A 356-nucleotide genomic window follows, 5' to 3' on the forward strand; every position below is an offset into this window, starting at 1 on the left:
GCGCGGCCCTGCGCGTGCGTATCGTCGTCATCGCCATCTATTTCGCCGCCCTCGTTCCCCTGCTGCAGATCTTCGACCTGACCGGCGCCGGCGCGGCCCTGGTCCTGGCCTCGACCTGCATGGCGATCGGCATGTTCATCACCCTCCGGTCGCGTCTCGCAGCGGAAGCCGCCGCCGAGCGCGAGGACAAAAGCGCCGCCGCGCGCGAACAGACTTGCGCGGAACCCCTGAACGAGCGCAAAGGCGATCCGCAATGAATACGCCCACCGCTTCCGGCAGGACCGTCCGTCTCGCCGACTTCCCGACCCTGACCGCCGCCCTGGATTTCGCCGCGACCGGCGAGACCGGGATCAACC

At 69.1% G+C, this 356-nt stretch carries 1 protein-coding gene; it reads left to right on the forward strand.

Annotation, left to right across the window (positions count from 1 at the left end; all coding sequences use genetic code 11):
- Positions 1-257 (forward strand): hypothetical protein (locus tag AB4Y75_RS16735; protein ID WP_441437003.1); only part of this gene is annotated, 257 nt, incomplete at its 5' end.
- Between the last annotated feature and the right edge of the window lie 99 nt (positions 258-356).

This window comes from Arthrobacter sp. RAF14 (assembly GCF_052114185.1).
In the GTDB taxonomy this organism is placed as follows: Bacteria; Actinomycetota; Actinomycetes; order Actinomycetales; family Micrococcaceae; genus Arthrobacter_E.